This window comes from Streptomyces sp. NPDC005775 (assembly GCF_042871565.1).
Classification (GTDB): domain Bacteria; phylum Actinomycetota; class Actinomycetes; order Streptomycetales; family Streptomycetaceae; genus Streptomyces.
On record NZ_JBIAIU010000010.1, the window covers coordinates 193,533 to 215,534 of the forward strand.

23 protein-coding genes are annotated in these 22,002 nt (G+C 70.3%); 13 read left to right on the forward strand and 10 right to left on the reverse strand.

What is annotated here, in order from left to right; translation table 11 throughout:
- Positions 1 to 76: 76 nt before the first annotated feature.
- Together ACFYPA_RS23510 and ACFYPA_RS23515 are read right to left on the reverse strand one after the other, a co-directional pair.
- Positions 77 to 385 carry a transcriptional regulator gene (locus ACFYPA_RS23510; protein WP_359078561.1) on the reverse strand — a complete coding sequence of 103 codons (309 nt, stop codon included), beginning with the start codon at positions 383 to 385 and terminating at the stop codon, positions 77 to 79.
- Positions 385 to 891, reverse strand: coding sequence for a hypothetical protein (locus tag ACFYPA_RS23515; RefSeq protein WP_359313611.1), 507 nt, complete (start codon positions 889 to 891; stop codon positions 385 to 387). The genes ACFYPA_RS23510 and ACFYPA_RS23515 overlap by 1 nt, the downstream gene beginning before the upstream one ends.
- A 112-nt stretch (positions 892 to 1,003) precedes the next feature.
- Here ACFYPA_RS23515 and ACFYPA_RS23520 point away from each other — a divergent pair, with 112 nt between their 5' ends.
- Together ACFYPA_RS23520 and ACFYPA_RS23525 are read left to right on the forward strand one after the other, a co-directional pair.
- The gene (locus ACFYPA_RS23520) at positions 1,004 to 1,978 is read left to right on the forward strand and encodes an ATP-binding cassette domain-containing protein (protein WP_359078557.1); all 975 of its coding nucleotides are present in this window, start codon (positions 1,004 to 1,006) and stop codon (positions 1,976 to 1,978) included.
- On the forward strand, positions 1,975 to 3,150 hold the full coding sequence (locus ACFYPA_RS23525) for an ABC transporter permease (RefSeq protein ID WP_359078555.1): 1,176 nt from the start codon (positions 1,975 to 1,977) through the stop codon (positions 3,148 to 3,150). Before ACFYPA_RS23520 ends, ACFYPA_RS23525 begins: the two co-directional genes overlap by 4 nt.
- A 165-nt stretch (positions 3,151 to 3,315) precedes the next feature.
- On the opposite strand, the gene ACFYPA_RS23530 is transcribed toward ACFYPA_RS23525, so the two are convergent.
- The 3 genes from ACFYPA_RS23530 to ACFYPA_RS23540 all read right to left on the reverse strand — a co-directional run bounded on the left by ACFYPA_RS23530 (position 3,316) and on the right by ACFYPA_RS23540 (position 6,577).
- A complete protein-coding gene (locus ACFYPA_RS23530) occupies positions 3,316 to 3,885 on the reverse strand; it encodes a hypothetical protein (RefSeq protein ID WP_389134012.1) in 570 nt (189 codons plus the stop codon).
- Between the two features lie 143 nt (positions 3,886 to 4,028).
- Positions 4,029 to 4,760 carry a DUF4328 domain-containing protein gene (locus ACFYPA_RS23535; RefSeq protein ID WP_389134014.1) on the reverse strand — a complete coding sequence of 244 codons (732 nt, stop codon included), beginning with the start codon at positions 4,758 to 4,760 and terminating at the stop codon, positions 4,029 to 4,031.
- A 212-nt stretch (positions 4,761 to 4,972) separates the two neighbouring features.
- Positions 4,973 to 6,577 (reverse strand): glycoside hydrolase family 20 protein, encoded by a 1,605-nt coding sequence (locus tag ACFYPA_RS23540; protein ID WP_359313622.1) that lies wholly within the window; start codon positions 6,575 to 6,577, stop codon positions 4,973 to 4,975.
- A 352-nt stretch (positions 6,578 to 6,929) separates the two neighbouring features.
- Between ACFYPA_RS23540 and ACFYPA_RS23545 the strand changes: the two genes are divergently transcribed.
- The 5 genes from ACFYPA_RS23545 (at position 6,930) to ACFYPA_RS23565 (ending at position 11,096) form a co-directional block, all read left to right on the forward strand.
- Positions 6,930 to 7,433 carry a 2-oxo-4-hydroxy-4-carboxy-5-ureidoimidazoline decarboxylase gene (locus ACFYPA_RS23545; protein WP_359078547.1) on the forward strand — a complete coding sequence of 168 codons (504 nt, stop codon included), beginning with the start codon at positions 6,930 to 6,932 and terminating at the stop codon, positions 7,431 to 7,433.
- 242 nt (positions 7,434 to 7,675) lie between these two features.
- Complete coding sequence (gene sdhC / locus ACFYPA_RS23550) at positions 7,676 to 8,056, forward strand: succinate dehydrogenase, cytochrome b556 subunit (RefSeq protein WP_026249405.1); 381 nt, start codon at positions 7,676 to 7,678, stop codon at positions 8,054 to 8,056.
- 5 nt (positions 8,057 to 8,061) lie between these two features.
- Entirely contained in the window at positions 8,062 to 8,535 is a 474-nt protein-coding gene (locus tag ACFYPA_RS23555) for a succinate dehydrogenase hydrophobic membrane anchor subunit (RefSeq protein ID WP_359078545.1), read from the forward strand.
- A 30-nt stretch (positions 8,536 to 8,565) separates the two neighbouring features.
- Entirely contained in the window at positions 8,566 to 10,320 is a 1,755-nt protein-coding gene (gene sdhA, locus ACFYPA_RS23560) for a succinate dehydrogenase flavoprotein subunit (protein ID WP_359078543.1), read from the forward strand.
- On the forward strand, positions 10,320 to 11,096 hold the full coding sequence (locus tag ACFYPA_RS23565) for a succinate dehydrogenase iron-sulfur subunit (RefSeq protein WP_326658475.1): 777 nt from the start codon (positions 10,320 to 10,322) through the stop codon (positions 11,094 to 11,096). Before sdhA ends, ACFYPA_RS23565 begins: the two co-directional genes overlap by 1 nt.
- Before the next feature lie 99 nt (positions 11,097 to 11,195).
- Here ACFYPA_RS23565 and ACFYPA_RS23570 read toward each other — a convergent pair whose 3' ends face one another.
- Entirely contained in the window at positions 11,196 to 11,705 is a 510-nt protein-coding gene (locus ACFYPA_RS23570) for a MarR family transcriptional regulator (protein WP_359078540.1), read from the reverse strand.
- Between the two features lie 87 nt (positions 11,706 to 11,792).
- Between ACFYPA_RS23570 and ACFYPA_RS23575 the strand changes: the two genes are divergently transcribed.
- From ACFYPA_RS23575 to ACFYPA_RS23590, 4 genes are all read left to right on the forward strand, one after another.
- The gene (locus tag ACFYPA_RS23575; protein WP_389134019.1) at positions 11,793 to 13,028 is read left to right on the forward strand and encodes an MFS transporter; all 1,236 of its coding nucleotides are present in this window, start codon (positions 11,793 to 11,795) and stop codon (positions 13,026 to 13,028) included.
- A 67-nt stretch (positions 13,029 to 13,095) separates the two neighbouring features.
- Positions 13,096 to 13,527 (forward strand): hypothetical protein, encoded by a 432-nt coding sequence (locus tag ACFYPA_RS23580; protein ID WP_359078537.1) that lies wholly within the window; start codon positions 13,096 to 13,098, stop codon positions 13,525 to 13,527.
- Between the two features lie 9 nt (positions 13,528 to 13,536).
- A complete protein-coding gene (locus ACFYPA_RS23585) occupies positions 13,537 to 13,986 on the forward strand; it encodes a DCC1-like thiol-disulfide oxidoreductase family protein (protein ID WP_359078535.1) in 450 nt (149 codons plus the stop codon).
- Between the two features lie 23 nt (positions 13,987 to 14,009).
- Positions 14,010 to 14,726, forward strand: a complete 717-nt coding sequence (locus tag ACFYPA_RS23590; protein ID WP_359078533.1) for a TetR family transcriptional regulator — start codon at positions 14,010 to 14,012, stop codon at positions 14,724 to 14,726.
- A gap of 74 nt (positions 14,727 to 14,800) precedes the next feature.
- On the opposite strand, the gene ACFYPA_RS23595 is transcribed toward ACFYPA_RS23590, so the two are convergent.
- The 3 genes from ACFYPA_RS23595 to ACFYPA_RS23605 all read right to left on the reverse strand — a co-directional run bounded on the left by ACFYPA_RS23595 (position 14,801) and on the right by ACFYPA_RS23605 (position 18,147).
- On the reverse strand, positions 14,801 to 16,354 hold the full coding sequence (locus ACFYPA_RS23595) for an ABC transporter substrate-binding protein (RefSeq protein ID WP_359078925.1): 1,554 nt from the start codon (positions 16,352 to 16,354) through the stop codon (positions 14,801 to 14,803).
- A gap of 219 nt (positions 16,355 to 16,573) precedes the next feature.
- A complete protein-coding gene (locus ACFYPA_RS23600) occupies positions 16,574 to 17,836 on the reverse strand; it encodes a metallophosphoesterase (protein WP_389134022.1) in 1,263 nt (420 codons plus the stop codon).
- Positions 17,837 to 17,901: 65 nt separating this feature from the next.
- On the reverse strand, positions 17,902 to 18,147 hold the full coding sequence (locus ACFYPA_RS23605) for an SCO4848 family membrane protein (RefSeq protein ID WP_359078530.1): 246 nt from the start codon (positions 18,145 to 18,147) through the stop codon (positions 17,902 to 17,904).
- A 121-nt stretch (positions 18,148 to 18,268) separates the two neighbouring features.
- On the opposite strand from ACFYPA_RS23605, the gene ACFYPA_RS23610 reads away from it, so the two are divergent.
- A complete protein-coding gene (locus ACFYPA_RS23610; protein ID WP_359313631.1) occupies positions 18,269 to 19,531 on the forward strand; it encodes a D-alanyl-D-alanine carboxypeptidase in 1,263 nt (420 codons plus the stop codon).
- Here the strand turns inward: ACFYPA_RS23610 and ACFYPA_RS23615 are convergent.
- A complete protein-coding gene (locus tag ACFYPA_RS23615; protein ID WP_359078526.1) occupies positions 19,479 to 20,456 on the reverse strand; it encodes a YihY/virulence factor BrkB family protein in 978 nt (325 codons plus the stop codon). The two genes, ACFYPA_RS23610 and ACFYPA_RS23615, sit on opposite strands and share 53 nt — an antisense overlap.
- Positions 20,457 to 20,596: 140 nt before the next feature.
- On the opposite strand from ACFYPA_RS23615, the gene ACFYPA_RS23620 reads away from it, so the two are divergent.
- On the forward strand, positions 20,597 to 21,958 hold the full coding sequence (locus ACFYPA_RS23620) for an FAD-binding protein (RefSeq protein WP_389134024.1): 1,362 nt from the start codon (positions 20,597 to 20,599) through the stop codon (positions 21,956 to 21,958).
- The last annotated feature ends 44 nt before the right edge of the window (positions 21,959 to 22,002 follow it).

Consider the following 22,002-nt stretch of genomic DNA (forward strand, 5'->3'; position numbering starts at 1 on the left):
CAGGACGCGCGATGCCGGCCCGTCGGCGAGCGTCAGGCGCCCGTACCCTCCCGGATCACCGGGACGTCACACGTGATCAGTCGGCCGGTCGCGCGGCCCGTGCCGTCGCCGCGATCCGCTCCAGCGCCCCCGCATGCCGCGCGAACGCCTCCCGCCCCTTCGGCGTGAGCCGTGCGAGCGTGCGCCGGCCACCCACGCCCACCTGCTTGCGCACCTCGACGTACCCCTCGGCCGCGAGTGCCGACAACTGCTTGGACAGGGCGGAGTCACTCGTGTCGATCGCATCCCGGATGAATCCGAACTCGGTCCATCCCGCGGGCGCCAACAGGGCGACGATCGTCAGCCGCTGGGCCGGGTGCAGAAAGGCGTCGAAGTCTGCGTCCATCAGAACCGCCGCTCCGCCCGGCGCCGCAGCCGCGCCTCGGCGGCCCCGCGAACACGGGGCGCCACCAGCAGGCAGGCCCCGACCACCACCGCGGCGGCGATGAGATGAGGCGTCGGCACCCCGCCCGAGGAGAGTGCGGCCGCCAGCCCCCGGAACACCCCGTACGCGGCGATCCCGCAGGCCGACCCCACCAGCGCGGCTCCGACCCCCGGCCTGTTGCGGACCGGCGCGCGGTGCGTGTGGCGGACCACGATCAGCGCCACCAGCAGCAGCCCCGGGACCAGCACCGCACCGCCCCAGGGGTTGGGCAGGTCGAAGGACGCGAACGAGATGAACAGCAGCAGGGCCGCCGTCAGAAGGGAAGAACGGGACAGACCGAACCGCAGTTCGGCCACACCGGACTGCTCCTGCCGTCTGCGGATGTCCTCGAGTGCGGCTTCGGCGTCGACCGGTGTCACGGCCTGCCGGTCTCCGGGGTTCCTGTCGTACGTGTCGTCGGGCGCCATCGCTCCTCCTGCACTTCTACTTTCCTATTGAGAAAGTAACAGGTATTTTCCTGACAGGAAAGTAGACTCCGCGCACAGATCGGCAGCCACAGGAAGCGGAAGGCGAGGACCCGTGAAACCCTTGGTACTTGAGGAAGTCTCGAAGTGCTTTGGATCCCAACAGGCTTTGGACGCACTCACGTTGACCGTAGGACCGGGGGAGATATCCGGCTTCGTCGGCGGCAACGGGGCAGGCAAGACCACGGCCATGCGCATCGGTGTCGGGGTGCTCGCTCCGGACAGCGGACAGGTGCTCTGGGGTGAGGAACCGGTCGGGAGACTGGAGTCGGCGCGGTTCGGCTACATGCCGGAGGAGCGTGGGCTGTACCCCAAGATGACCGTGGCGCGGCAGCTGGTCTATCTCGGCGAGCTCCACGGGCTGTCCCATGCCGATGCCAGTGAGGCGATGGTCCGCTGGACGGACAGGCTGCGGATCGCCCAGCACCGCGACAAGCGGGTGAACACCCTGAGCCTGGGCAACCAGCAGCGCGTCCAGCTGGCCGCCGCCCTGGTGCACGATCCCGAAGTACTCATCCTGGACGAGCCGTTCTCGGGGCTCGACCCGATCGCCGTCGACACCATGAGTGACGTCCTTCGCGACAAGGCGGCGCAGGGTGTGCCCGTCCTCTTCTCCAGCCACCAGCTGGATCTGGTCGAGCAACTCTGCGACCGGGTCTCGATCGTGCGCGCCGGCCGCCGCGTGGCCTGTGGCACCCTCGCCGAGCTGCGGCCCGCGGAGGCGAACGGACAGGTGTACATCGAGGTCGAGGGCGCCGACGAGAACTGGCTCGCGGGCTGCACCGCGGCTGCCGGATTCCGGACGCACCAGCAGGGCGTCCTGGTCGAGCCCGCAGTGGGCCACACCGAGAACGACCTGCTCGTGGAGGCCGTGCGGCACGGCACCGTGAAGGAGATACGGCGACACGTACCCAGTCTCGCCGAACTGTTCCGGGACCTGGTCGATCCGGTCGAGGAGCCGCCGCCGCCGGGCTCCGCGGCCACCGGGGCCCCGGCCCGCACCTCCGGCTCGGGCAAGGTGTCCGCATGAAGCGCCCCGGATCCGAGCGGCGCTCGCCCCGCCCCACCCGCGTCCGCCTGGTGTACGTCCGGGAACTGAGGGCGCGCATGTTCACCAGGGGCTATCTCGTCAGCCTGGTTCTGCTCTCCCTCGTCACCTTCGGTCTGGTGATCGGCTTCAACCTGATCGGGGGCAGCTCGTCCGCCACCGTGGCCGTCTGCGGCACCCCGGTCTCATCGCTCGGCACCGCGCCGCCCGGCGTGCGGGTGACGTCGTGCGACGGCATGGCCGAGGCGCGCGAGCTCGTCGAGAACAAGGACGCGGACGCGGCGGTGGTCGTCGCCGGAGGCCGGGCATCCCTCCTGGCCCGTGCCGACACCGGCGAGCAGGCGCGGGCGAGCGCCGACGCGCTGGCCGGGACCTGGGCCGGCCGGCAGGCCATGCTCCGGCAGGACGTGGATCTGGGCCGACTGGCACGGGACACCGCGGCCGCCGCGCCCACCGTCGTGACCGTCGGGAAGTCCGTGGGCACGCTCCAACTGGGCGCCGCGGCGAGCCTGATCATCGTGCTGTTCATGCAGATCGTCAATCAGGGATCGGTGATCGCGCAGGGCGTGGTCGAGGAGAAGTCCACCCGGGTGGTGGAGGTGCTGCTCGCCACGCTCACTCCGCTGGAGCTGCTCCTGGGCAAGGTCTCCGGCATCGTCACGGCCGGCATGGCACAGGTGGCCATGATGGTGGGCGCCGTGGCGGGGGCGCAGTCGGTGGTATCCGAGCAGAGCACCGCGATGCCGGGCCCGGGGGCCCTGGTGGTGACGGTGCTCTGGTTCCTCCTGACCTTCGCCATGTTCGCCTCTCTGTACGCGGCGGCCGGATCACTGGTGTCCCGGCCCGAGGACCTGCAGGGCGTACTGACGCCGGTGATGCTGCTCGCCCTGGCGCCGGTCGGCGCGGCGACGGCGGCCGCGGCCCATCTCTCCGCGCCCTGGGTGTCGGTCGTGCAGTACATACCGCCCTTCTCCGGCCTGCTGATGCCGCTCAAGGCCTCCGTGGGCACGGCGACGGTGTCGGAGCAGCTTGCCGCCGCCGGCATCCTGCTGGTGGTCACGGCCGGCTGCATGACTCTCGCCGCGCGGATCTATCGCAACTCGGTGCTGAGGGTGGGTGCGCCGGTACGGTGGCGCCAGGCACTGGCCGCCTGACCTGCGGGTTCCCCCGGCGGGAGGCACGGGCCCGGCGGCCGACCGGCCGGGCCCGGCCCTGTCCGGCTCCATGGTCGTCATGGCTCCGTTCACCTCGGCCATGACCGGACCGCTCCTCACCCTGCCGGACCGCCGGTGCCCCGCGGGGCACCGGACCGCACCCCGTCAGCCGCGCACCCGTGCCCGGCGTGAGACCGCCGCGCGCAGCACCCGCTGGCCCTCGGTCGAGACGTCCCTCACCTGGCGCAGTCCGGCTCCCGTGGGGGCGCCGTCCCCGGTCTCCGCCAGCATCTCCAGGATGCGGACCTGGCGGGCGGCCTCCCCGGACAGCAGCGGTCCCGCCCCGGCCGGATCACCCGCCCGGCAGCGCGCCACCAGCTCCGCGGCGTCGGCGCGTTCGGCGTCGTGCCGACGGTGCGTGTCCAGGGCCAGCACCGAGCAGGCGTCCGCCCAGGTGCGCAGCCCCTCCCCCGACCGGTCCGCGGGTGCCTCGCCGAGCAGGGTCCGGACGCGCAGGAGGCCCTCCGGCGGATCGGACAGGGCGTCCAGCGCCGCGCGTGCCTCGGCCAGCCGGTCCGGCCAGTCCTCCGGGTCGGCGCAGCCGGGCCACAGCGGTCGCAGCGGATCCGGATCGGCCCCGGCGGCCGGCTGCGGCAGGCAGCGGTCCAGGCAGGCGGCCGCGCTTGCGGCGAGCCCCCGCGCGTCAGCGGCGGCGATCAGTTCGAGCAGGCTCATCGGCGTCTCCCGTCGGCCTCCCCGTAACCGGACGCACGGGGACGCGGCGCGTCGTCTTATCGCGTTCAGCGCCGAATGGCCGAAAAGCGTCACTGACTCCGTCTGATTACCGCTGCTCGACCTGACGCGCCGACCCCCGCCCGTCAGTGCGCCCGGCCCCAGCCGGCCCGTTCCGCCGGGATCGGCGGGGTGACGGAAGCCGGCCCCTGCGCCGCCCGCTCGCCCTGCATGGCGGTCAGCCGGCGCACGAACAGGATCGCGAGCACGGCGGCGGCGATGTCGAGCGCGTCGGAGGTCATGACCAGGGCGAAGGCGCTCAGAACCTCGTCCGGCTCCTGGGCGTCCGAATAGACCTCCCCGGCGTACCGGGAGAAGATCTCGGCGCCGAGAAGCGCCGCCCACCAGGCATGCAGCAGCCCGCGCGGGGCCGTCGGCCGGTTGCTGCCGCCCGGGGAGCTCGCGGTCCAGACACCTCCCGCGACGCGGTGGGGCAGCCAGAGAGCACCGATGGGTACGAACCAGCCACCGATCGCCCAGCCGGGCCGCATCGAGTGGGCGTACGGATCGAACACCTCCGCGTTGAGCCGCACCCGGCGGAACCAGATGAGGAAGACGACGACGGTGGCCAGGAAGGTCAGCACCTGCAGCGATCCGGAGGCCTGGTACAGCATGTCGGCACGGTCCCCGACCGCTTCGTCGTACGTCAGGAAGTCATCGGCCATCCCCTCGCTGAGCACCTGTCGCGAGTGGACACCGGCGCCGAGCGCCAGCACGTCCGCCACGGCCACCGAGCCCAGCAGCACGCACACCGCCTTGCCCAGCCCGACCGGTGACCGCAAAGACCTCGTGGACTGCGGTCCCACCGGCGTCGGCATCAGCCCGCCCGCCCGTGAACGGCGGAAGGCGGCGCACACCGTGCACCGCCCGTCGGCGGTGCGGGCAGGTCTCGTACCGCAGAGTGAGCAGAGCATGAAAGTGGAACCCCCCAGGATTCGGACGTCTACGCATGGAGCGCGCGTCCCTCCCCGGACCGCGCGGCAAGCGGAACGTAGCCCCCGCTCTCCGCGCTGTCCACGCGTTTCAGCCCTCAGCCCTGGTCGATCTCCTTCGCCAGTGCCTTGAACCCGTCCCAGGTCAACTGTGGTTTGTCCGGGTCCCACAGCTTCTGGGAGGTCGCCCGCAGCGGCATCCGGATGCCCTCGGCCACCTGGGCCGCGGTCTGGGCGTTCGGGAAGTCGCCCCAGACAGCGAAGCGTCCGCCGAGGATCTGGTCCGAGTACTTCGCCGGGACGGGGCTCGTGCCGCGCAGCACGAGGGGGGTCCACTGCTCGTAGATGCGCTTGCCCGTGGGATAGACGAAGGCGTTGGGCTGGCCGAGGACGTAGTAGAGGAACTCGTCGTTGAGGTTCAGCATCTTGAACCCCTCACGCAGGTACTGCTCCGGCGGGCGGGCGCCGTACTCCTTGCCCGTCCAGTACTCGATCTCGATGTCCTTGTCGGCCCGGACCGTGCTGTCGCGGAAGAGACCGTCGTTCCACGCCTTGGGCTTCATGCCGTGCGGCCGGACCACCGCCGCCCGGTCGTTGAGCCAGCCGGTGGCGAGGTCCTCGATCCCGGCCTGTGCCCCGTACTTCTTCACGGCCGCGCGCTGGAGCTGTGGGTACGAGGCGGCGGGATCGTTCACGGTGAGTGCCTGGTACTCGTCGGCGCCCAGATGCCAGTAGGCGCCCCCGAAGAGTTCGGTGTACTCGCCGAGGAGCTCGTCGACGAGCTTCGCCGCGCCCGGCTTCGAGATGTCGAGCGATCCCTTCGAGGGCACACCCGAGACGTTGCGCAGCTGGAGCTCGGGGTGGGCGAGCAGGACCGCCCCGAGGTGGCCCGGCGAGTCGATCTCGGGGACGACCTCGATGTGCAGCCGGTCGGCCAGGGCGACGATGCGCCGCACCTCGGCCTTGGTCAGGTGGTCGCGCGAAACGATCTCGGGGTGGGTGTCGGACTCGATGCGGAAGGCCTGGTCGTCGGAGAAGTGCAGGCCGAGCTGGTTGAGCTTGAGGTCGGCCATCCCGCGCAGCCGGTCCTCGATCCAGCCTGCGCTGTAGTGCTTGCGCGCGATGTCGAGGTTGAGCCCGCGCTGCGGGCGGCCGGGGCGGTCGCGCACCTCGCCCTCGGGCATGTTCCCGTCGGCGCGCACGGACTGCTTGAGGGTGCGGGTTCCGTAGAAGACGCCCGCCTCCCCCGGACCGCTGATCGTGACGCGTCCGTCGTGGGTGCGCAGGGTGTACGACTCGGGGCCGCCGCCGCCCTTCGGGTTCAGGGCCAGTTCCACGTCACCCGCGCGGGCCGCGACCTCGCCGCGGTAGCGGATCTTCAGCTCCCCGGCGAGCATCCGTCCCTCGTCGGCGAGCGCCTTGTCGCCCTTGGCGATCACCACGCCGCTGTCCTTGCCGGGCTGCCAGCCGGGGCCGCGGGCGGGGGTGTGGTCCCGTACGGAGGGGATGGTGCGGGGCGTCTTCGAAAGGGGGTAGCTCCGGGTGGGGGAAGGCGTGGGGGACGCGGACGGGGGCGCCGAGGACGAGCGGGACGTCTCGGATCCGTTCCCGTGTCCGGTGCCGGAGCTGTCGCAGGCGGCGACGGTGAGGGTCGCCGCAGCGGCCGTCGCGACGGCCATGAGGGCGCCACGTGAGGGTGCCATCAGTCAGAAACCTCCGGTTCGAGGGGGAATGGGAGCAGAAGCGAGAGGGAACAGCGCAGATGTCAGGAGATAGGCGGGTATTCTCGTCGCCCATTTGCCCGGCAGGCATCGCAAAACTCTCCCGTCCGGGTGAAATTCGCTCATCCGTCGGACGACCGTTGCCCGGCGTCGCTAGCTTTGAGGCACATTCGTCTCTCCCTTCACCCTGCATCCACCTGGTCCCTCCGGTCCCTCCCCACTCCAGGTTCACAGATGCCGTTGATTCGAGGAGCCCACGCTGTCCAGGTCCAGCGAGTCCCACGCCGGCCTCCCCGCGCAGCCGTCCCCGTCCGCCCGGCGGACCGCCGTACCCGTGCAGAGCTGCGGATCCGTGCCGGGCCGGGCCTCCCGCGGCCCCTTCGGCCTGCCGGGATTCAACGCCGCCTCCACCGCCGAGGCCGAGGCCGCCCTGCTGGAGTGTTACGGCAGCCGCCGCTGGGCCAAGCGGCTGGCGGACCACCGTCCCTACCCGGATCTGGACGCGCTGCTGGCCGCCGCCGACGAGGCGGGCTACGACCTCTCCCCCGCCGATCGCGCCGAGGCACTGGCCGCCGAGGTCTCCCCCGGGCTGCCCCCGGACGCGCCGCACTCCGCCCACCTCGCGCTGGCCGCAGCGCACGCCGCGTACGAATGCAGGTTCGGCCATGTCTTCGTGATCTGCCTGGACGACTTCCGGTCCGCCGAGCACCCCGATCAGGTGCTGGCCGGCATCCGCACCCGGCTGGGGCACGAACCCGAGGAGGAGCGGGTGGTGACGGCCGACGAGATGCGGCGACTCGCCCGGGGCCGCATCATCGAGCTGGTATCGAGTCAGTAACGGCTTGGCAGCGGTGCGCGACGGGCGGATTCCCTGCCAGAGGCGGGCAAACAGGCTCCCGGAAGCCTGTCCATAGTCCGTCCGTGCCTGATTCGTTGCCACTTTGATCACACCACAGGCCCCCGCGCGATCGAACCGACAAACCGTCGCTACGATGGCCAGGGCCGGTGGACCGTACCCGGCCGGGTCAGACCGACAGTCAAGCCGGCCGACCCCAATCCCCGCTCCCGGAGGGTTCTTCCGTGCCGGCTGGAACGCTGTACCGCGGCCGGGAAGGCATGTGGTCCTGGGTGGCTCATCGAGTCACCGGTGTCCTCATTTTCTTCTTCCTGTTCGTACATGTCCTGGACACCGCACTCGTCCGCGTCTCCCCCGAGGCATACGACGACGTCGTGTCCACGTACAAGACGCCCATCGTCGCGCTCCTCGAATACGGCCTGGTGGCCGCGATTCTCTTCCACGCGCTGAACGGTCTGCGCATCGTCGCCGTGGACTTCTGGGCCAAGGGCCCTCGCGTGCAGAAGCAGATGCTCTGGGCCGTGCTGGGTATCTGGATCGTGCTGATGGTCGGGGCCCTGTACCCCGTCCTCGGCCACGCCGTACGCGAAGTATTCGGGAGCTGAGGCCAATGTCCACCGAAACTTCCGCGATCGGCGACGTCGAAGGCTCCGCCCTCTACGACGTCGACAACCCGGCGCCCGTGATCGAGCCGCCGCGCCAGCGGACCGGCAAGACCCCCAAGGGTTCGCGCACCAACTTCGAGATGTACGCCTGGCTCTTCATGCGCCTGTCGGGCATCGTGCTGGTCGTCCTCGTCATCGGCCACCTGCTGATCCAGCTGGTGCTGGACGGCGGCGTGTCCAAGATCGGTTTCGCCTTCGTGGCGGGCCGCTGGGCCTCGCCGTTCTGGCAGGTCTGGGACCTGGCGATGCTGTGGCTCGCCATGCTGCACGGCGCCAACGGCCTCCGTACGGTCATCAACGACTACGCCGAACGGGACAACACCCGCTTCTGGCTGAAGATGCTGCTGTACACCGCCACGGTGTTCACCGTCCTGCTGGGCACGCTGGTGATCTTCACCTTCGACCCGAACATCCGCTAGGCGCCGGGCCCGAAGGACCAGAGGTAAACCATGCAGATCCACAAGTACGACACCGTCATCGTCGGCGCCGGCGGCGCCGGCATGCGCGCGGCCATCGAGTCGACCAAGCGCAGCCGCACCGCCGTGCTGACCAAGCTCTATCCCACCCGCTCCCACACGGGCGCGGCGCAGGGCGGCATGGCCGCCGCGCTCGCCAACGTGGAGGAGGACAACTGGGAGTGGCACACCTTCGACACGATCAAGGGTGGCGACTACCTGGTCGACCAGGACGCCGCCGAGATCCTGGCGAAGGAGGCCATCGACGCCGTTCTCGACCTGGAGAAGATGGGCCTGCCGTTCGGCCGTACGCCCGAGGGCAAGATCGACCAGCGCCGGTTCGGCGGTCACTCCCGCAACCACGGTGAGGCCCCGGTCCGCCGCGCCTGCTACTCGGGCGACCGCACCGGCCACATGATCCTCCAGACGCTCTACCAGAACTGCGTCAAGGAGGGCGTGGAGTTCTTCAACGAGTTCTACGTCCTGGACCAGCTGGTCGTCGAGGAGGACGGCGTCAAGAAGTCCGCCGGCGTCGTCGCCTACGAGCTGGCCACCGGCGAGATCCACGTCTTCCAGGCGAAGTCGGTCATCTACGCCTCCGGCGGCACCGGCAAGTTCTTCAAGGTGACGTCGAACGCGCACACCCTGACCGGTGACGGCCAGGCCGCCTGCTACCGCCGCGGTCTGCCGCTGGAGGACATGGAGTTCTTCCAGTTCCACCCGACGGGCATCTGGCGCATGGGCATCCTTCTGACGGAGGGCGCCCGCGGTGAGGGCGGCATCCTCCGCAACAAGGACGGCGAGCGCTTCATGGAGAAGTACGCGCCCGTCATGAAGGACCTCGCGTCCCGTGACGTCGTGTCCCGCTCCATCTACACGGAGATCCGTGAGGGCCGCGGCTGCGGTCCCGAGGGCGACCACGTCTACCTCGACCTCACGCACCTGCCGCCGGAGCAGCTGGACGCCAAGCTCCCGGACATCACGGAGTTCGCGCGTACGTACCTCGGCATCGAGCCCTACACGGACCCGATCCCGATCCAGCCCACCGCGCACTACGCCATGGGCGGCATCCCGACCAACGTCCAGGGCGAGGTGCTGGCCGACAACACCACCGTCGTCCCGGGCCTCTACGCCGCCGGCGAGGTCGCCTGTGTCTCCGTGCACGGCGCCAACCGCCTGGGCACCAACTCGCTGCTCGACATCAACGTCTTCGGACGCCGGTCGGGCATCGCCGCCGCCGAGTACTGCGCGAAGAACGACTTCGTCGAGCTTCCCGAGAACCCGGCGCAGATGGTCATCGACCAGGTCGAGCGGCTGCGCGGCTCCACGGGGACCGAGCGCGTCTCGGCGATCCGCCTGGAGCTGCAGGAGTGCATGGACGCCAACGTGATGGTGTTCCGCACCGAGCAGACGATCAAGACCGCGGTCGACAAGATCGCGGAGCTGCGCGCGCGCTACCTCAACGTGTCCATCCAGGACAAGGGCAAGCGGTTCAACACGGACCTGCTGGAGGCCATCGAGCTGGGCAACCTGCTCGACCTCGCCGAGGTCATGGCGACTTCGGCGCTGGCGCGCAAGGAGTCCCGCGGCGGTCACTACCGCGAGGACTACCCGAACCGCGACGACGTCAACTTCATGCGCCACACCATGGCGTACCGCGAGGTCGCCGACGACGGCACCGAGTCGATCCGGCTGGACTACAAGCCGGTCGTCCAGACCCGCTACCAGCCGATGGAGCGTAAGTACTGATGGCTACCCCCACCTTGGAAAAGGCAGACAAGGCTCCCGAGCCCGAAGCCGGTTTCGCCGACTCGCCGTACATCACGGCCACCTTCCGCATCCGCCGGTTCAACCCGGAGGTCTCGGACGAGGCGCAGTGGCAGGACTTCCAGATCGAGATCGACCCGAAGGAGCGTGTGCTCGACGCCCTTCACAAGATCAAGTGGGAGACCGACGGCACGCTGACGTTCCGCCGCTCGTGCGCGCACGGCATCTGCGGTTCCGACGCGATGCGGATCAACGGCAAGAACCGGCTCGCCTGCAAGACGCTGATCAAGGACCTGAACCCGGAGAAGCCGATCACGGTCGAGGCCATCAAGGGCCTCACGGTCCTCAAGGACCTCGTGGTCGACATGGACCCGTTCTTCCAGGCCTACCGCGACGTCATGCCCTTCCTCATCACCAAGGGGAACGAGCCGACCCGCGAGCGTCTGCAGTCCCCCGAGGACCGCGAGCGCTTCGACGACACCACCAAGTGCATCCTGTGCGCCGCGTGCACGTCCTCGTGCCCGGTGTTCTGGAACGACGGCCAGTACTTCGGCCCGGCGGCGATCGTCAACGCGCACCGTTTCATCTTCGACTCGCGTGACGAGGGCGGCGAGCAGCGCCTGGAGATCCTCAACGACCGTGACGGTGTGTGGCGTTGCCGCACCACCTTCAACTGCACGGACGCCTGCCCGCGTGGCATCGAGGTCACGAAGGCGATCCAGGAGGTCAAGCGCGCGCTGATCACGCGTCGCTTCTGATCCCCCGGGATTCCCCGAGCGCACCAGAGGCCCCGCCCCTCGCAGGAACACTGCGGAGGGCGGGGCCTCTTGCCGTACCCGGGGCGCACCCGGGGCGGCTCAGTCCCAGTCCGCGCCGCCCTTGTGCTCCGCGACGACCATGATGCGCCGCAGCATGTCGTTGAGCAGGGCGCGTTCGTCCTCGGCGAGGACGCCCAGCAGCCGGTCCTCCTCGTTGCCGAGGAACTTCATCGCGCCGACCCAGGTCGAGCGGCCCTCGTCGGTCAGCTCCACGTCGACACGGCGCCGGTCGGTGACGGAGGGCGTACGTCGGACGAAGCCGCGGCGCTCCAGGGCGTCCAGCCGGCCGGTGACGGAGGCGGGCGCGAGGTCGAGGTCGGCGGCGAGCTCGGAAGGGGCGGCCGTGCCGCCGCGGCCGGCGAGCTTGTGCAGGGTGTCGAACTCCTGACGGTCCAGGTCGAAGTCGACCAGGGACTGCTCGCGCACCCGGCGCAGATGGACGGAGAGCTTCTTCATCCGGGTCACCGCGCCCTCGACATCGGGGTCGAGTTCCGGGAGGACCGGCTTCCACCGCTCCACGTGGCCGTCGGTCCAGTCGCGTTGCTGCATGCACGACAGCCTACGCCGGGGCCCTACACGCTTCGGAAACTAATATTTCGTTGACGAATAGTTCGGTGACGAAATAGATTCCCGCTCATGTCCCACCCCTTACGCACGCGCTCCTTCCGCCTGCTCTTCGTCGGACGCAGCCTCTCGCTGCTCGGTGACGCCGCGATTCCCGCCGCGCTCAGCATCGCCGTCTACCTCGCCACCGGCTCGACCGGCGCCCTCGCCCTGGTGCTCGCCTGCGCGATGGTGCCCAAGCTGCTCCTGCTGCCCCTGGGCGGCGTGGTCGGCGACCGCTTCAACGCCCGCACGGTGGCGCTGACCACCGACCTCGTGCGGTGCGTCACCCAGCTCTTCGTCGGCGCCGAACTGCTCTCCGGAACACCGGCGCTCTGGCAGATCGCCCTGGCCGAGGCGATCGGCGGCGCCGCCGGCGCCTTCTCGATGCCGACCGTCTCGCCACTGATCCGCGGCACCGTGGCGGCGTCGGAACTGCTGCGCGCCAACGCCCTGATGGCGGTGGTCAACAGCGCCACCCGGATCGGCGGCCCGGCCGTCGCCGGAGCGCTGGTGTTCACCGCGGGGCCGGGCTGGGCCTTCGTCCTGGACGGCGCGAGCTTCGCGGTGAGCGCGGCACTGCTCGCCGCGATCGAGGTGCGGCACGTCCCCATCCCGCGGCGTTCACTGATCGGCGACCTCAAGGAGGGCTGGAGCGAGGTCCGGGGCCGCGACTGGTACTGGACGAGCCTGCTCGCCCACGCCGCGTGGAACGGCGCGGCCGCCGTCCTGATGACGCTCGGCCCCGCCCTCTTCCTGCGCGACCTGGGCGGCAAGGGCGTCTGGCTCACCTTCCTGCAGACCGGCGCCGTCGGCCTGCTCATCGGCTCACTGGTGGCCGGCCGGGTCCGGCCGCGCCGCCCGGTCCTGACCGCCAACCTGGGCGGCGCCCTCTACGCCCTCCCGCTCTGCCTGCTGGCCGCCCACGCACCCGTCGCCGTCTCCGTCGCCGCGTACGGGATCGCGCTGGCCGGGCTGGGCTTCCTCAACCCCGTCTGGGAGACCGCCGTCCAGTCCGCCGTCCCCGCGCACGCGCTCGCCCGCGTGACCTCGTACGACTGGCTGCTCTCGCTCGGGGCGATGCCGCTGGGATACGCCTTGGCCCCGCTCGCCGCCTCCGCGTGGGGTGTCGAAGTCCCGCTCGCCGTAGCCGGGTTGCTGGTCGGAGCGGCCTGCGTAGCCACCGCGGCCGTGCCGGGCGTGCGGCACTTCAAGGCGTCCGACAGGCCCGCCGAGGCGGTGACGCGGACCACGGGGGCCCCGGCTTGAACATGTTCAAAGACGGGTCTACAGTCCATGACAACAGCATTTGAACGCGTTCAAGGGAGGGTGGGGCATGGACCTCACTGTTGTCGCGTACGTCATCTACCTGCTCATCAGCGTGGCGCTCACCATCTGGGTCGCCCGCACACTGAGCCGCAACGGCAGGGTCTTCCTGGCCGATGTGCTGCACGGGAACGAGAAGCTCGCCGACGCGGTCAACCACCTGCTGGTGGTGGGCTTCTACCTGGTCAACCTGGGGTTCGTGACGCTCTATCTGAAGAACTCCGACGGCGTCACCGACGCCCGGGAGCTCTTCGAGGCCCTGTCGGTCAAGGTCGGCGTGGTCCTGCTCGTCCTCGGGGTCCTGCACCTGGGCAACGTCTACGTACTCAACAAGATCCGCCGTCGCGGCCTGATGGAACGCGAGCAGACCCCGCCCGTCGCTCCGCAGGGCTGGACGGGACCGGGACAGGGACCGTGGGCCGCCCCCGCTCCCAGGGCCTGAGGGCCGGTCATGACGCCCCGTACCGGTGGAGGGCGGTGGTCCGTCGAGCGGCTCACCGTGCTCTACGACGCACAGTGCTCGCTCTGCGTCCATCTGCGCCAGTGGCTGATGAACCAGCGTCAGCTGGTCCCGCTCGACCTCGTCCCGGCTGACTCGGCCGAGGCGCACCGCCGCTTCCCCGGTCTCGACCACGCCGGAACCCTGGAGGAGATCACGGTGATCGGTGACGGAGGTCAGGTCTACCGCGGAACCTCCGCGTGGATCGTCTGCCTCTGGGCACTGGCCGAGCACCGGCCCAAGGCCCACTGGCTGACCACCCCTGCGGGCCGGCCGTTCGCCCGGGCGACCGTCCTCGCCGCCGCCAAGTACCGCTCGCTGACGGCCGAGCCGTGCCGCGCGGACGGGGGCGACGCCGGGGACGGCGGGTGCCGGGTGCGGGGCCCCGGCCCGGCGACGTAGCCGGTCCGGATACCCTCGGGACCGTGGTGAAGGAAGAGAAGGCCGTGAAGGAAGTCAGGGCTCCCAAGAGCGAGCAGACCCGCACACTCATCCTCGAAACCGCGCTCCGGCTCTTCCAGGAACGCGGCTACGACAAGACGACGATGCGGGCCATCGCCCAGGAGGCCGGCGTCTCCGTGGGGAACGCCTACTACTACTTCTCGTCCAAGGAGCACCTGGTCCAGGGCTTCTACGACCGGATCGCCGCCGAGCACGAGGCGGCGGTCCAGCCGGTCCTGGCCGGCGACGAGGACCTCGCGGTGCGCATCCGCGGGGTCCTGCTCAGCTGGCTGGACGTGGCGGAGCCGTATCACCGCTTCGCCGCGCAGTTCTTCAAGAACGCCGCCGACCCCGAGAGTCCGCTCAGCCCGTTCTCGCCCGACTCGGTCTCCGCGCGTCAGGCGGCGATCTCCATCCACGAGCGCTGCCTGGCGGGCTCCGACACCAAGATCGACCCCGAGCTGGCCGAGTTGCTGCCCCAGCTGATGTGGCTGAACCAGATGGGTCTGGTGCTGTATTGGGTGTACGACCGGACGGACGACGCCGAACGCAGCCGCCGCCTCGTCGAGCGCACCGCCCCGATCGTCGCGCGGGCCATCGCCCTGTCCCGGTTCCGGGTGCTGCGGCCGCTCGTGCGGCAGGTGTACGAGGTACTGGAGGAGTTCCTGCCCGGAGTGGCACGCCGGGTGCCGGGCAAGTAGCGCGGGAAAACGGCCGAGCGGCCGCCCCCGGATGATCCGGGGGCGGCCGCTCGCTGTCGTGCTGTGATGCCGGATCAGATCCAGCCCAGTTCCCACAGCCGCCAGATGCCGGTGCCGTCGGAGAGGTACTGCGATCCGGAGATGTCGGGCTTGGCCAGGACGTAGTCCTTCTTCTGCCACAGCGGTACGAGCGGCACGTCCTCGCCGACCAGCTTCTGGAGTTCCTTGAAGTCGGCCGAGGTGCGGCTGCGGTCGCTGTACTGCAGCGTGGAGCTGATCAGCTGGTCCATCTTCTTGCTGGTGTAGCCGTTGTGGAGGCTGCTGTCGCGGCCGACGAGCGGCTGGCTGAAGGTGTCGGGGTCCGGGTAGTCGGGGAGCCAGCCGACGGTGTACATGTCGTACTCACCGGCCGCGTAGCCCTTCTGGAACCTCGTCCACTCGACGGCCTTCATCTTGACCTTGAAGAGTCCGTCCGCCTCCAGCTGGCGGCGGATCTCCGCGGTCTCCGTCGTGTACTCGTCGCCTTCCCGGTAGGCGAAGGTGACGGACAGCGGCAGCTTGACGCCCGCCTCCTGCATCAGTTCCTTGGCCCGCTCGGGGTTCGGCGAGGGGTACGCGTCGAAGAACGGGGTGCTGTGTCCGATGTAGCCCTGCGGGATCAGCGAGTAGAGCGGTTCGACGGTGCCCTTGTAGACATCGGTCACCAGCGGCGCACGGTCGATGATCGCCGCGATGGCCTGGCGGACCTTCTTGTCGGCCAGCGGCGAGTTGTCCCGGACGTTGAAGACCAGGTTGCGGATCTCGGCGCTGTCGGCCTCCGTCACGTGCTGGTCGACGGCGCCGGGGTCCAGCTCCGCGAGCGTGGACGGCGGGAGCTGACGGTGCGTGACATCGACCTGGCCGGACTTCCAGGCCGCCAGCAGTTCTTCCGACTGCTTGTAGTAGCGCACGGTGACCGGACCACCGGTGCCCTTCAGCGCGCCCTTGTACTTCGTGTTCGGCACGAGTTCGGCGGAGACACCCGGCTCGTACGACTTCAGTACGTACGGCCCCGAGCCGGTCACATGGCCGTCGTTGCGCAGCTTGTGCTCGGCGTAGGCGTCCTGCTCGACGATCGAGCCCGCGCCGGTGGCGAGCTTCTGCGGGAAGGTCGCGTCGCGCGCGGTGAGGTTGAAGGTGATGGTCCGGCCCTCGGTCACCACGTTCTTCAGACTGGGGAAGAGGACCGACGGACCGACGTCCGTCTTGATGGCCATCATCCGGTCGAAGGAGTACTTGACGTCCTCCGCGGTGATCTCCTTGCCGTCGGAGAAGGTCAGGTCGTCACGGAGCTTGCACTGGTACGTCTGCAGCTTCCCGCCGATGAACCCGCAGCTCTCCGCGGCGTCCGGCTCGGGGACGATCGCCCCGGACTTGAACGTCATGAGCGACTGGTAGACGTTGCTGTACATCGCCCACGAACCCGCGTCGTACGCCCCCGCCGGGTCCAGCGAGGTCACCTCGTCGGTCGTGCCGACGGTGACCGGATCACTCTTCCCCTCGTCCGAGGGAAGCAACTGCCAGGCGACCACGCCTGCGATGACCAATACCGCGAAAATCGCGAGAATCCGTAGCCGGATCGACCGCATTGCCGTGCTCTCCCTTAACAGCCCCACCTCGGCGTCGCGCTCAGATACGCAGATCACCGCACGTTCGTGCTCAGCCAATCACACGATTTTCACATCTGGAAGAGGAAATCGGAGGCTCATAGCCTTTTGTTCGATACTTGAAACCTTGGGCCGATAGACCGAATACAGAGGGTTCATCACCGGTCACCCGATCACCGTTCCGGCGGCGTTCGACGGTGATTACGCCTGGCGGGAGGCGAGCTCGACGACGGTGATGTCGGAGGGGGCGCCGACCCGTACCGGCGGGCCCCAGGCACCGGCGCCCCGGGTGACGTACAGCTGGGTGTCTCCGTACCGTTCGAGGCCCGCGACCGTGGGATTGGACAGTTCCGCGACGTAGTTGCCCGGCCAGAGCTGGCCGCCGTGGGTGTGCCCGGAGAGCTGGAGGTCCACGCCGTGCTCGACGGCCTCGTCGATGACGACGGGCTGGTGGGCCATGAGGACGGCGGCGCGGGTTCGGTCCCGGTCACCGAGCGCCCGGCCGAAATCGGGGCCCTGCCCTTCACTCTCGCCCGCGATGTCATTGACCCCGGCGAGGTCGAAGCCGCCGATCTCGACCCGGGCGTTCTCCAGCGGGTGCAGTCCCAATTCCCTTACGTGGTCCACCCATTCGGCGGCTCCGGAGTAGTACTCGTGATTTCCGGTCACGAAGAACGCGCCGTGCCGGGAGCGGAGCCGGGCGAGCGGTTCGGCGGCCGGCCCGAGATCGGCGACCGATCCGTCGACCAGGTCCCCGACGACCGCGATCAGGTCGGGCTGGGTCCGGTTGACCGTGTCGACGATCCGGCGGGTGTGGTCCCTGCCGAGGATCGGGCCCAGGTGGATGTCGCTGACGACGGCGATCCGGAAGCCGTGGGCGGACCGGGGCAGCCTGGCCAGCGGGACGGTGACGCGTTTGACGCGGGGCCCGCGCAGCACCCCGTAGGCGCCGTATCCGGTCGTACCGAGCCCCGCGACGGCGGCGGCGCCCCCGACGGTTTGCGCGACGAAGAGGCGGCGCGAGGGGGTGGCGGGGGCGGGCGGTGCGGGGGCCGGCGGGACCGCGGCCGTGAGGGTGGACGCGCCGGCGGCGTGGGCCGGTTCGGCGGGAGCGGTCTCCGCCGTCCTCGCGCCGCGGTCCCGGCGGGCGAGCAGCCGGCGCAGCAGCGGCCGCACCAACTCCCCGGCCAGCAGGGCGAGCGTCAGATAGAGGAGGGCGGCCGGCCACAGGTAGCCGGGCCAGGCCAGCACCCGCTGGAGCCAGAAGGGCGTGCCCGCCCGCCCGGAGACGAGGGCGCCGACGCTCAGCAGCGGCAGGACGTACGCCGCCACCGTGCCGGCCCTGCGCGGGAGGCTGCCCGCTGTCGTGGTGTCACCGACGAAGCGGCGCCAGACGTAGCGGTGGACGAGGACCAGCAGGGCGAGCACCACGACCGCCACCAGAGCGAACCCCACGACCGCCATGCGCGCCCCCTCGCCCCGTTCGTCCCTGTTTGTCCCGCGTGCGGTTCCGGCCGGAAGTCGACGTGCTACGCGTCCTGGCGGCGCAGGGACCTGACGCCACGGAACCCGATCACGCCGACTGCCGTCCCCAGGAGAAAGGACGTGATGGCGAGCAGCAGATGCACCCAGAAGTAGGCAGTCGGGTCACCCGCGTCGTCGAAGGCGAGACCACTGCCGTCCTGCCAGAGATTCTTAGCGAAAGTGACCCAGATGAACCAGCTCCACACCCCGAACGCGAGCAGGAACCAGGAGACGGGGCGGCTGAGCTTCATGGCATCAGTATCTCCGGCACGCTCCGGCCGCCTCGCCCGGGGTGGGCTGTCCCGGCGGTACGCACGGCGGGTCACACCTCCGGTGCCGATAATCACATCAATGGCATGTACGTTTTCGACCGTGTCAGCTCTCAAGAAGGCCGCGCTGTCGGTCACCTCTGCCGCCCTGCTGTCCGCTTTCCTCGTCAGTCCCGCGTCCGCGGTCGGCCAGGACACCGCGGACAAGGAACCGAAGCCGCCCTCGGTCATGTCACAGGTCGGCGGCGCGCAGCTCGGCCGGAGCGGAACCCAGGTCAATCTCGGCGCCGGCGCACCGGTCCTGCCGAAGGACCTGACGGGCAGGTCCTGGATGGTCTCGGACGCGGAGACCGGTGACGTACTCGCCTCGCACAACCCGCACTGGCGACTGCCCCCCGCCTCCACGCTGAAGATGCTCTTCGCCGACACCCTGATCCAGGCGCCGGCGCTCCAGCCGAAGACGCTCTCGTACACCGTGAAGGACGAGGACCTCGCCGATATGGGCGAGGGCAGCAGCCTGGTCGGCGTCAAGGAGGACCTCAGCTACACGGTGCACGACCTGTGGCTCGGGGTCTTCCTGCGTTCGGGCAACGACGCGGTGCACGTGCTGGCCTCGATGTACGGGGGCGTGCCGAAGACCGTCAACGACATGCAGGCGCACGCGCAGGAGCTGCAGGCCCTGGACACCACGGTCGTCTCGCCCGACGGGTACGACGCCCCCAACCAGGTCTCCAGCGCGTACGACCTCACGCTGTTCGCCCGCAGCGGGCTGCAGAAGGCGGACTTCCGCGAGTACTGCGCCACCGCGACCGCGCAGTTCCCCGGTGAGCAGGAGAAGGGCAAGAAGCGCGAGAGCTTCGGCATCCAGAACACCAACCGGCTGCTCACCGGGGCGGACGGCGTCACCCAGTACGAGGGCATCGCGGGCGTCAAGAACGGCTACACGACGCACGCCGGGAACACCTTCACCGGTGTCGCCGAGCGCAACGGCAAGGTGCTGCTCGTCACCGTCATGAACCCGTCGTCCGACGAGACGCACGCCGTCTACAAGGAAGCGGCGAGGCTGCTCGACTGGGGCTTCGCCGCCAGTGGCAAGGTCACCCCGGTCGGCGAACTCGTACCGCCGCAGTCCGCCGACACCGGGACGGGTACGGGCAAGGGCGCCCAGGCCGACAAGCCGGCCGTGGCCAAGGGCCGGAACGGGCCCGGGACGACGAAGGCCGCAGCGGCCACCGGCGGCTCCGGCGGGGCCGGGATCGCCCTGGGCATCACCGGCGGGGTGCTGGTGCTGCTGGCCGGGGCGGTGTTCCTGGTCAACCGGCGCTGGCCGCTGCCGGACCTGATGCGGCGCCTCCCCCGCCGCTGAGGGTGCTGCCACCGGCCTTTCCGCCGACGGCGGGCCCGGAGTCCCGCTCCGCGTCCGCCGCCGGTCCGGCCTCGCCCTTGCTCCGCGTGGCGGTCCAGGCGGAGCAGAACAGCAGGAGCTTCGCGGTGAAGTTGATCCACAGCAGCAGCGCGATCGGCACCCCGAAGGCGCCGTACATGCTCTTCGAGGCGACGCCGTTCATGTAACTGCCGAGCAGCAGCTTGAGCAGTTCGAAGCCGACCGCGCCGATCAGCCCGGCCACCACGAGCCGGCGCCGCGGCGGTTCGACGCCGGGCAGCAGGGTCAGCAGGTAGAGCAGCAGCAGGAAGTCGGCGAGTACGGCCACCAGCAGGGCCGCGACGCGCAGCAGCACACCGCCCGCGCCGTTCTCCGGGATGTTGAGCAGATCCGCGACCCGGCCGACGGCCACGGAGCCGACCGAGGAGATCGCCAGGGTCACCAGGGCGGCCCCGCCCAGCCCGAACAGCACCCCGGCGTCCTTGAGTTTGCGCAGGACGGGATTGCCCTCGTCCTGGTCGTCCTTCTCCCAGACGGCGCGCAGACAGTCCCGCATCGAGCCGATCCAGCCGACGCCGGTGAAGAGCAGCAGCGCACCGGCCACCAGCCCGACCGTTCCCGCGTGGGCGACCAGATTGTCGATGCCCAGCTGGTCCGAGATGCCGGGCACCTGGTCGGCGAGCTTGTCCTCGATCTTGTCCAGCTGCTGGTCGGAGAGCAGCGCCGCGCCGATCGCCGCGGCGACCGCGATCAGCGGGAAGAGCGCCAGGAAGCTGATGAAGGTGATCGCCGCGGCGAGCCTGGCCCAGTGGACCCGTTCCAGCGTTTCGTAGCTGCGCCAGGCGTGCGTCTCCATCAGCCGGGAGACGATCGGCCCGATGACGGGGAGTTTCTTCAGCCAGTCCATGACGTACGACTACCCTCCCCGGCGCCGAAAACCGGCGCCCGTTCTGCCGAGGGCCTGATGACGACCCCTCAATCACCCATTTCGGTGAGTGTTGTAACAAATCCCTCAAAGGTGTTTTCTCGGGCGATACGGTCACCCTCATGTCTGTCGACACCGTGTCCCTGACCGGCTGGGGCCGTACCGCCCCGACGACCGCGATCCGCTTCCACCCCCGTAGTCCCGAGGAGGCGGTCGTCGCGGTGCGCGGCTGTGGGCCGCGCGGCTCGATCGCCCGCGGCCTGGGCCGGGCGCACGGCGACGCGGCGCAGAACGCCGGGGGTTCCGTCCTCGACATGACGGGGCTGGACCGGATCCGCACCATCGACGCCGGGGCCGGACTCGTGGTGTGCGACGCGGGGGTGAGCCTGCACCGGCTGATGGAGATGCTGCTGCCGCTCGGCTGGTTCCTGCCGGTGGCGCCCGGCAGCCGGTACATCACCGTGGGCGGGGCGATCGGCTCCGACGTCCACGGTCACAACCACCGCACCGCCGGCTCCTTCTCCCGGCACGTCACGGAGTTGGCGCTCCTCACCGCGGACGGCGCGATCCGCACGGTCCGCCCCGGCACGCCGCTCTTCGACGCGACGGCGGGCGGCCTGGGCCTGACCGGGGTCATCCTCTCGGCCACGCTCCGGTTCCTTCCTGTCGCGACGTCCCTGATGTCGGTCGACACCGAGCGGGCCCTCGATCTCGACGACCTGATGACGAGGCTCGCCACCGGCAGCCGACGCCATCACTACGCGTCCGCCTGGGTCGACCTGACCGCCCGCGGCCGGTCGACCGGGCGCGGCGTGCTGACGCTGGGGGAGCACGCACCCCTGAACATGCTCCCGGCGCACGCCCGGCGCACACCGTTGGCCCTGCGCCCCGCCCCCCTGCCGCCCACCCCCTTCCTCGGACCGGACCTCGTGCCGGGCGGGCTGCTCGGCCGCGTGTCGGCCGCCGCGCTCAACGAGGTCCGCTACCGCCGCGCGCCCAGGTCCCGCACCGGTGAACTCCAGCGGATCTCCACGTTCTTCCACCCGCTGGACGCCGTCCCGCACGCCCCCCGGTTCCGCGGCCGGGCCGGCTTCGTGCACTACGAGTTCGCCGTGGCGGACAAGCGGGCGGAGACCCTGCGCCGGATCGTCGGTCAGCTCTCGCAGCGGCGCTGCCCCTCGTTCCTCGCCGCGCTCAAGCGGTTCGGGCCGAGCGATCCCGGCTGGCTGTCGTTCCCGGCACCCGGCTGGAGTCTCGCCGTCGACCTGCCCGCGGGCCTGCCGGGGCTGGCCCGCTTCCTCGACCGTGTGGACGAGGAGGTCGCGGCGGCGGGCGGCCGGGTCTGTCTGACGGCCGACTCCCGGCTGCGCCCCGACACGGTCGCCGCGATGTACCCCCGGCTGGGCGAATTCCGGCAGCTGAGGGCTGAGTTGGACCCGACCGGGGCGTTCCGCTCGGACCTCTCGCGCCGGCTGTCCCTCTGACGGCGCGACGGCGGCCACCCCGGCCGCCACGCACCCTTCCCTCT